The 7339-nt window shown below is 35.0% G+C and carries 5 protein-coding genes; 4 read left to right on the top strand and 1 reads right to left on the bottom strand.

The window, feature by feature from the left end:
• On the top strand, window positions 1-341 hold a 341-nt coding region (locus B5X62_RS12945), incomplete at its 5' end, for a transposase (RefSeq protein ID WP_079667856.1).
• Window positions 342-391: 50 nt separating this feature from the next.
• Here the strand turns inward: B5X62_RS12945 and B5X62_RS12940 are convergent.
• On the bottom strand, window positions 392-1186 hold the full coding sequence (locus B5X62_RS12940) for an AraC family transcriptional regulator (protein ID WP_079667855.1): 795 nt from the start codon (window positions 1184-1186) through the stop codon (window positions 392-394).
• Between the two features lie 113 nt (window positions 1187-1299).
• On the opposite strand from B5X62_RS12940, the gene B5X62_RS12935 reads away from it, so the two are divergent.
• From B5X62_RS12935 to B5X62_RS12925, 3 genes are all read left to right on the top strand, one after another.
• Window positions 1300-2496, top strand: a complete 1197-nt coding sequence (locus B5X62_RS12935) for a CynX/NimT family MFS transporter (protein ID WP_079667864.1) — start codon at window positions 1300-1302, stop codon at window positions 2494-2496.
• A 571-nt stretch (window positions 2497-3067) separates the two neighbouring features.
• Entirely contained in the window at window positions 3068-5734 is a 2667-nt protein-coding gene (locus B5X62_RS12930; protein WP_079667863.1) for a SusC/RagA family TonB-linked outer membrane protein, read from the top strand.
• Window positions 5735-5746: 12 nt separating this feature from the next.
• Complete coding sequence (locus tag B5X62_RS12925) at window positions 5747-7327, top strand: RagB/SusD family nutrient uptake outer membrane protein (RefSeq protein ID WP_079667854.1); 1581 nt, start codon at window positions 5747-5749, stop codon at window positions 7325-7327.
• Window positions 7328-7339 lie beyond the last annotated feature (12 nt).

The following is a 7339-nucleotide window of genomic DNA, read 5'->3' as shown; positions in this document are numbered from 1 at the left end:
TAATGATTATAAAAACCAAAGGATTTTCAGATATACAATCTGCCCGAAAAATGGCTTGTTACGCAGGAGTTGCACCATTTGAATACAGTTCGGGTAGTTCTATTTATCGAAAACCGAGGGTTTCTACAATGGCGGATAAAGAGCTGAAAAAAGTATTGCATTTAGCGGCGCTCAGCTCGATAAGATTAAAAAATGACCTTGCAATTTACTTCCAAAGAAAGGTTGCGGAAGGAAAAAACAAGATGTCTATACTCAACGCAATTAGAAATAAAATTATACACAGAATATATGCTTTAATAAAAAACGAATCTGTGTATAATTTTAATTTGCATATGTCATAGAAATCGAGCTGACGACAGCTAAACACTAAAAACTAACAACCAAATGTGACTTACTTTTTCTGACCTTTCCCACTCGGCTTTATTTTCATAATCGAAAAATACGAATTGCTGAATGCGGAAAGACTTTTGTAGCCGACTTTGTAAGCGATTTCACTTAGTGTGAAACGTTTGGTGTCAATAAGTTCAATACTTTTTACAATTCGGATGAGCTGAATATATTTTTGCAGTGTTATGCCCGTTTCTTGCTTGAAAATTCTTTGCAAGTTGCGGGCTGACATTTTTGCAATTTCGCCTAAATCATCGGCGCTGACATTGTATTGATAATTTGCGTTGATGTAATGACAAACGGGAATCAGTCGAGAATCCGTTGGTACTGGAACTTGTAAACCAAAAGCGTCGTTGCAAAAGTTGGGCAAACTTCCCAACAAAGCTTTTAGGAAAAGATGTTGCTCGGGATTTTCGCTGGTTGCTTTATTCCATTTTGAGGCATAAAACATCATTTCTCGCAAAACAGCAGGCGCTTCGAAAACGTGAACTTCGTTATAGAAATCCTTTTTGGGAGCCGACTTAAATAAAATCAACATCGGATTAACCGTAGTCGCATCGGAGGTTGTCCGATGTTTTTTGTTGGCAGGAATCCAAATCACATTATTCTGCGGAACCAAATAAATTTTCTGCTCAATATGAAAATACTGATAACCTTCCTCAACATAATTCAGTTGGTAGTAATCGTGCGAATCTTCCTTGTCATCGTGCTTCCAATTGCTTTCGTACCAAACATAAGAATTGGTGGTCAAATGATCAATATGTTGACCGCGGTCTTCTTTTGTGTTTTTAAAACTCATTTTGTCGTTTTAAATATAATTAATGGCAAATTTAATACAAACGACATTATTAATTTTGCAAAAGAAATTTGAACTATAAAAAAGTTCTTTCAATATTTAATCCTACAAAAAATATGAATAAAGAAAATACCAATAAAAATCTCGCGTGGCTTGGCGTCTTGGTCGTGATTTTGGTTTCCAGCAATCTGCGTTCGCCCATTACGGCGGTTAGTCCGATTTTGGACGAAATAAAAAATGTTTTTCATCTTGATAATTTAGAAGCGAGTTTGCTCACGTCGATCCCACTTTTTGTGTTTGCAACGTGTTCTATTTTGGTGAGTAAAGCTGCCGCGAAAATCAATATTCGTGCAGGTTTGTTGATTTCGCTTATCATATTGATTGTCGGACTTTACATCAGAATTTACGGAAATGTGGCAACGCTTTTTGCCGGTTCACTAATCCTTGGATTGGGAATTTGCATCGGAAATGTCCTAACTCCGGCTTACATCAAAAATATTTTCCCCAATAAAATCGGAATTATGACGGGCGTTTTTTCTGTGGCAATGAGTTTGGTTGCTGCATTAGCATCGGGTTTGAGTATCAACCTTGGAAAATGGACGGGAATGGAATGGAAAGGTTCCTTAGGAATTTGGATTATTGGCGGAATCCTTGCGCTTATCGTGGTTTCGACGGAATTAATTACAGGAAAAAAAACTGCTCAAACTGCGACAAGTGCGATTGCCACAACAAAATTTAATATTTTTAAATCCAAACAGGCTTGGAGCATCAGTATTTTTATGGGACTTCAGTCTTTGGTGTATTATTGCCTTGTTGCTTTGTTACCAACGGTTCTCGTAGATTTCGGAATGCAAAAATCCGAAACAGGTTGGGTACTTTTTGTACTTCAAATGGCGATGTTGCCCGTAATGCTTTTTAGTCCAATTTTGGCAACAAAAATGAAGAATCAAAAAAGTTTAATTTACTTAACTGGTGGACTTTTCCTTATCGGTTTGTTGATGCTCACAATTCTAAAATCTCAATTGGTTTATGTTAGTGCAACTCTAATCGGAATTGCGGGCGGATTGGCATTTAGTCTTTCGATTTTGTTCTTTTCACTCCGAACAAAAACCATGCATGGAACCATCAAAATTTCTGGAAAAGCCCAATCAATCGGTTATCTTGTCGCTGCTTGTGGGCCTCCGATTTTCGGAAAGTTGCACGATTGGGATATTTCTTGGCAATATTCGTTTTACTTTTTGATAGCCTGCGTTCTCATCATGACATACTTTGGTAAAAAAGCTTCAGAACCACGATTTATCGAAGATCATTAAAAACGTAAAATCTTGTTTAAACCAAAAATCGACTTCAAAATTCCGAGTCGATTTTTTTTGTTTAATATTAGAATGAAGGTTCTCAAAATAATTATTAGTTTGAGAAAAATAGAAAATCACATTTTATGCTGGTTGATTTTGGAAAATTTGTTGGTTTATTAGAGGAGAACATCTCGAGACGCCTTATTTAATTTTTGATGACAGATACTTTTTCTAAGATTATTTTTGATGTAATTTTTAACGTAATTGATGTTAAATTGTCATTTTAAGATGCTTTTTTGTTAAACAAGTGTTTATAAAAGTCATTTATTGATTTAAAAAATACTATGTATTGAATAATTATTTCGTAATTTTAAGTTGATTTTATTGGCTTTTAAGCAGGTGATGTTTGGAATTTTAATGAATTATAAAAAAAAGCGAAGAATTATTTTTGGATATAGTTTTTTTTATAACTTTCCATGCTTAATTTTTCTTAAGTATTTGTTAAGTGAGTGTTAATTTAAAATATACATACGTGAAAGAAAACAAATTTATTTTGAAGGTAGCGCCATTCTTCCTATTAGCAGGTAGTATGTTGCATGCCCAACAAAGTGATAGTCTTAAAACTAAGAATATCGAAGAGGTTGTAGTTATTGGTTACGGTACAAAGAAAAAATCAGATTTGACCGGGTCAATTACTGCAATTTCGAGCAAAGACTTCAACGAAGGAAGTATTAACTCTGCGGATCAATTAATCCAAGGTAAAGCATCTGGTGTGCAAATTGCTACTAATAGTGGTGCGCCTGGAGCAGGTGCTACTATTAGAATTCGAGGAGGTTCTTCTTTAACAGCTCTTAATGATCCTTTGATCGTGATTGATGGTGTACCTGTTGATAATCAAGGAATAAGCGGAGCTAGTAATGCGCTAGCGCTAATCAACCCCAATGATATCGAAAGCTTTAACATCTTGAAAGATGCATCGGCTTCTGCGATTTATGGTGCAAGAGCAGCTAATGGTGTTATTATTATTACAACAAAAAAAGGAACTTCTGGTAAGTTGAAAGCAAATTATACAACAACAACTTCTGTTTATGAAAAAATGGGAGAGATCGATATGTTGTCACCAGATCAATTTCGTAATGTTGTGATGCAAAAAGCAGATCCTTCTTACCAAGCGTTATTGGGAAATGCTAATACCAATTGGCAAGATAAAATCTATCAAACAGCTGTAGGTTTTGATAATTCGATTTCATTATCTGGTGGTATTAAAGGTCTCCCATATAGATTGTCTATTGGTTACCTAAATCAAGATGGTATTATTAGAACGAATAATATCGAAAGAACAACAGCCTCTTTAAACTTAAATCCGAAATTATTTGATAAACATTTGGATATTAATTTTAATTTAAAAGGTACTTACGTTGAAAATAGATTTAAAGAAGATGGAGTAGTTGGTGCAGCTGTGGTATTTGATCCTACAAAACCTGTTTATGACTCATCTTATTCTAATTATGGTGGTTATTGGGAATGGTTAAATGCTTCAACACATGAGCCTAATACCAATGGTACAAAAAATCCAATGTCGATGCTTAACCAAAGATGGGATTTATCATATGTAAGACGAGTTTTAGGAAATGTTCAGTTTGATTATAAAATGCACTTTTTACCTGAGTTGCGTGCAAATCTTAACTTAGGTCTAGATTATAGCGACTCTAATGGTAACACAACAGTTCTTCCAACAGCTGCTATGGCTTATTATCAAAAAGGAACTTACAGAAGATATACACAAGAGAAGAAAAATAAACTTTTGGAGTTTTATCTAAATTATACCAAAAATTTTGAGTCTATTAAGTCATTAATAGATGTGACTGCTGGTTACTCTTATCAAGATTGGCAAAGAACAGAACCTTTTGCACCAACTCTTAATGGCGATGGTACACAAAACCCTTTAACAGGTATAGATTTCTTCACTCAAAATACATTATTGTCTTATTTTGCACGTCTTAATTATACGTTCAATGATAGATATTTATTAACAGCTTCAGTTAGACGTGATGCATCATCTAGATTTAGCAAAGATGCAAGAGTTGGTTATTTCCCTGCGTTTGCATTAGCTTGGAGAATGGATAAAGAAGCATTCTTAAGAGATTCTAATACAATATCCACTATGAAGCTGAGATTAGGATGGGGACAAACTGGTCAGCAAGAAATTAATAACGGAGATTATCCATATCTTCCAAAATATGTTATCTCTAATGGTGGTGCGATGTACCAGATTGGTGATGAGTTTTATAACACTTATCGTCCGGCAGGATATGATAAGAATATTAAATGGGAAACTACGACAACCAAAAATATTGGTTTAGATTTCGGATTTTTACATGAAAGAATTTCGGGTGCTGTTGACTTATTTGAGAAAAAATCAGAAGATCTTATCAGTTTTGTAACTGTACCGGCTGGTGCTAACCTTACCAACATGATTCTTACCAATATTGGAGATATGAGAAATAGAGGTATTGAAGCGAATATTAATGTTAAGGCGATTAAATCTGATAATCTTAACTGGGATATGAGTTTTAATGTGACACACTATAAATCTGAAATCACAAACCTAAACGGGAACCAACTTATGGTTGGTGGTATTGGTGGTGGTACTGGATCTACAATTCAAATTCAGTCTCAAGGTTTTATGCCTAATATGTTCTATGTTTATCAACAAGTATATGATAATAATGGTAAACCAATTGAAGGCGTATATGTTGACCAAAATAATGATGGGGTAATTAATAGTAGCGATCTTTACAAATACAAATCGCCAGCACCAGATGTATTATTAGGCTTTTCAACAAGATTAGCATATAAAAATTGGGATTTGGGATTGGCCATGAGAGCAAGTATTGGTAACTACGTGTATAATAACGTAGCATCACAATATGGTAACCTACAAGGTATTGCTAATAATAGCTATTTACAAAATATCCATCAAAACTATTTAGAAACAGGCTTTAACAGAGGACAGTATTTCTCAGATTACTATGTAGAAAATGCATCGTTCCTTAGAATGGATAACATTAATGTAGGTTATAACTTCCCGAATTTTATCTCTGATTCATCAAGATTACGTGTATTCGGATCTGTTCAGAATGCGTTTATCATTACTAAATATTCAGGTTTGGATCCAGAAGTATTTAACGGAATTGATAACAATTTGTATCAAAGACCAAGAGTGTATTCAGTAGGATTTAACTTTCAATTTTAATTAAAAGACCAAATGAAATTTAAAAATATATTTACAATAGGCGTTGCTGCAAGTCTTTTCTTAATTTCTTGTGAGAAGGATCTTGACAGGATGCCAGAGACAGAAGTTGCATCTAATACAGTATATGGTGACTTCGCTAATTATAAAGGTGTGCTTGCTAAAATATATGCAGGTATGGCTGTATCCGGCCAAGAAGGAGGTGACGGTAATCCCGATATTAGTGGTATCGATGGCGGTACATCTAACTATCTAAGACAATATTTTCAGTTACAAGAGTTACCGACGGACGAAGCTGTTATCGCGTGGAACGATGGTTCTTTACCAGATTTGCATAACATGACTTGGGCTGCTAACAACGAGTTTATTACAGCGCTTTATTACAGAATTTATTATCAAGTTGCAGTTGCTAATGAGTTTATCCGTGAGACTGCTGATGATAAATTGGCATCACGTAATATCTCTGGAGCTAACGCGGATGAAGCGAGGTTGTACCGAAATGAAGCTAGATTTATGAGAGCATTATCTTATTATCATGCTTTAGATTTGTTCGGAAGTGGGCCTTTTACAACGGAGAAGGACGAAGTAGGTATTAAACCACCACCAAGATCAGATAGAAAACAACTTTTCACTTATGTAGAGTCGGAGCTTAAAGAATTAGAAAGTCTTTTAAAAGATCCGAAGACCAACGAGTACGGAAGAGCGGATAAAGCTGCAGTTTGGATGTTATTGGCTAAATTATATCTTAATGCAGAAGTATACACAGGACAAGGTCGTTATAATGATGCAAGAGTATATGCTGAAAAAGTGATTAGTGCTGGCTATAGCTTAAAACCAAACTATGGTGAGTTATTCTTAGCAGATAATAATGTTGGGAATACAGAGACTATTTTCTCTGTTAATTTTGATGGTGTGCGTACACGTACTTTCGGAGGTACAACTTACATTATTCATGCTGGTACGGGAGGAACAATGAATCCGGGGTCTTTGGGAATCAACAGTGGTTGGGGTGGACTTAGAACTACTAAAAATTTAGTAAATCTTTTCCCTTCAACAGACGGTAGCCAAGATAAAAGAGGCGTTTTCCATACGGATGGTCAAAATTTAGACATCAATAATGTTACAGCATTTACGGATGGCTTCCCTTTAATTAAATTTAAAAATGTAACTAAAACTGGTCAGCAAGGATCAGATTCTGCAGGTGATTTTGTAGATACAGATTTCCCATTGTTTAGATTAGCAGATGCTTATTTGATGTATGCTGAAGCAGTGCTTAGAGGTGGCGGCGGTAGTCAATCACAAGCTTTGACTTATGTTAATGCACTTCGTACAAGAGCTTATGGTAATACAAGTGGAAATGTAACAAGCATTAACTTGGATTTTATTTTGGATGAAAGAGCTAGAGAATTGGCGTGGGAAGCAACAAGAAGAACGGATTTAATTAGATTTAATAAATTCACATCTGCATCTTATCTATGGCCTTTCAAAGGCGGTGTTAAAGATGGTAAAGGTGTTGAAGATTATAGAAATCTTTATCCAATCCCAGCGAGTGATCTTAATGCTAACCCTAATTTGATTCAAAATCCTGGTTACTAATCATAATTTTAT

It is taken from the genome of Soonwooa buanensis (assembly GCF_900167905.1).
Taxonomy (GTDB): domain Bacteria; phylum Bacteroidota; class Bacteroidia; order Flavobacteriales; family Weeksellaceae; genus Soonwooa; species Soonwooa buanensis.
Note: the sequence above shows the minus strand (reverse complement) of the source record. Positions and strands in the feature narration are given on the sequence as shown.

Coding starts and splice junctions, on each gene's coding strand:
- B5X62_RS12930 (WP_079667863.1), top strand. CDS start 3,068: ATGTTGCATGCCCAACAAAGTGATAGTCTTAAAACTAAGAATATCGAA.
- B5X62_RS12940 (WP_079667855.1), bottom strand. CDS start 1,186: ATGAGTTTTAAAAACACAAAAGAAGACCGCGGTCAACATATTGATCAT.
- B5X62_RS12925 (WP_079667854.1), top strand. CDS start 5,747: ATGAAATTTAAAAATATATTTACAATAGGCGTTGCTGCAAGTCTTTTC.
- B5X62_RS12935 (WP_079667864.1), top strand. CDS start 1,300: ATGAATAAAGAAAATACCAATAAAAATCTCGCGTGGCTTGGCGTCTTG.